General features: G+C 21.3%; 2 protein-coding genes and 1 pseudogene. All 3 read left to right on the top strand.

Going from position 1 to position 2,042, the window contains the following annotated elements:
• Positions 1-222 (top strand): hypothetical protein (locus OYV_RS05395; protein ID WP_042068338.1); only part of this gene is annotated, 222 nt, incomplete at its 5' end.
• 347 nt (positions 223-569) lie between these two features.
• A complete protein-coding gene (locus tag OYV_RS05390; RefSeq protein WP_236620285.1) occupies positions 570-860 on the top strand; it encodes a Panacea domain-containing protein in 291 nt (96 codons plus the stop codon).
• 589 nt (positions 861-1,449) lie between these two features.
• A pseudogene (locus OYV_RS03605) lies at positions 1,450-1,992 on the top strand (toprim domain-containing protein); the annotation flags it as partial.
• Positions 1,993-2,042: the final 50 nt, after the last annotated feature.

The raw sequence follows: 2,042 nt of genomic DNA, 5'->3' as shown, positions 1-2,042 counted from the left end.
AATGAATTAGGTGAAACAAAAACTAAATTAGAACAAACCGAACAACAATTAAGTGAAACAAATAATGAATTAGGTGAAACAAAAGAAAAAAATAAACTAAATTATTTTCACAAAAATAAATTTTTTTTATTTATAATGTTAACTATAATAAATTTACTTTTTTTAAATGTTTTTATTTTATATAAAACATATAAATTTTATAGAGTAAATTATAAAGAATAAACTTAATTTCTATTTTATTTAAAATTTTTAAATAAAAAACTTTAAATTTATAAAAATTCGAATAATATTATTAAATAATGATAAATAATTAATCTATTTAATTGATGTTTAAGAAAATATTTTATTTATTTTTAATTAAAAATAAAAATTTTCTAAAGTTTTAGAACACAACAAACCTTCCAAGAAATCGGTTTTGTTTTATCTTATCAAATTGAAACTTATTATTAATCAAAATAAAAGAGAATTAAAAAAAATGTAAAATAAATTCAATCAAATTATAAAACAAATTAAAGAAATAAAAAAACAATTAAAAATCATAAAAAAACATGTTAATATATATAAAGAATATGAAGGTAATAAATATTAAAATATTCATCATCCATAAAAAAGACCAAATTAACGTTTTTAATATTTCTCTTTACATTGTTAAAAATAATCCTTATTCAACTACTAAAATGAAACTAAATAAAATGATTTATTACGCTCATACAAAACATTTAGTACAAACTAAAAAACCTCTTGTAAAAGAAAAAACCCAAGCTTGGATTTATGGTCCTGTTTTCACTGAATTGTGTACACAACTAAAAGAATTTACTTATAAACCATTAAATCTCCGATTCTTTATCAATGGGAGATGAAACTAAAATAAATGCCACTCAAAAACAAATTATTGATGATATTATTTAATTATATGGCAATAAAGAAGCCAATTTTTATCTCAACAAACTCACGAAGAAGACCCATGTAAAAACACATATTATATCAATTCTGATTGGTCTAAAAACATTATTAAAAACAAGATAATTTTAGAATATTTTTATTAAAACACTAAACACATTTGTTAATGTGGTAAATATTTTGTTATTATTGCTTATGATCTAAACCATAAAGGAAATACAAAGAAAAAACAAATTATTTGAATAATATTACTATTAAGATAAGTTTGTAAGTTTATCTTTTTTTATTATATTTACCAAATACCTTACCTTTCAAATTTAATTTAGTTATAAATATATAACTGATTGCATTTAACTCACTTTAATAACAAAAAACAAACCAAGAAAATTAAAAAAACTTAATAATTATTCATTTCAAGATTTTTTTTGCACTCAAAAATAAACTACCAAATAATAAGACTCTCACCGCGAGAGTCTTTTATATACCCGTTTCCTCAGCCACTTTTTAAGTTGCTTTTTTGTAGTTTAAAACGTGTTAGGAGTAAAATAAATGAATTATCAAGATAAAATAAAACACATCCAAACCAATTTCCCCATGTTAGTTTTATTAAAAAAATTAAATATAATACCACCAAATTTAAACACCAAATATCGTTTCCCTTGTCCCATCCATCAAGGACAAAATCCAACTTGTTGATATTTAACTTCAGATAATAAAATTCATTGTTGGAAATTTTGTAAAGATTACGATATTATTGATGTTTATATGGAAATAAGAGGAATTAAAACTTTTAATAACGCCCTTGAAAAAATTAATAACTTTATGAAAACTCAAGAATTTAAAAACTTAATCCAACAACAAAATTCAAACCCTAATATTTCTTACAAACCTTTTAAATATCAATTCCACCCCAATAAAATCAACAACCCAATCGATGAAAAAGAAATTAACACTACAAAAACACAATTATTTAAAGAAATATCACCTTTATTCAACCAAATTAGAGATTATTATCATTATTTATTGACTTGCAACCACAACAACGAATCTCACCTAGGATTAGAATATTTAACCAAAAAAAGAAAATTAACTCGAGGTCATGTGTAATTCGACCGATTAATTGAATGTTATTTAACATAATG

The organism is 'Chrysanthemum coronarium' phytoplasma (assembly GCF_000744065.1).
Classification (GTDB): domain Bacteria; phylum Bacillota_I; class Bacilli_A; order Acholeplasmatales; family Acholeplasmataceae; genus Phytoplasma; species Phytoplasma asteris.
This window is presented reverse-complemented; position numbering and strand designations above follow the sequence as displayed.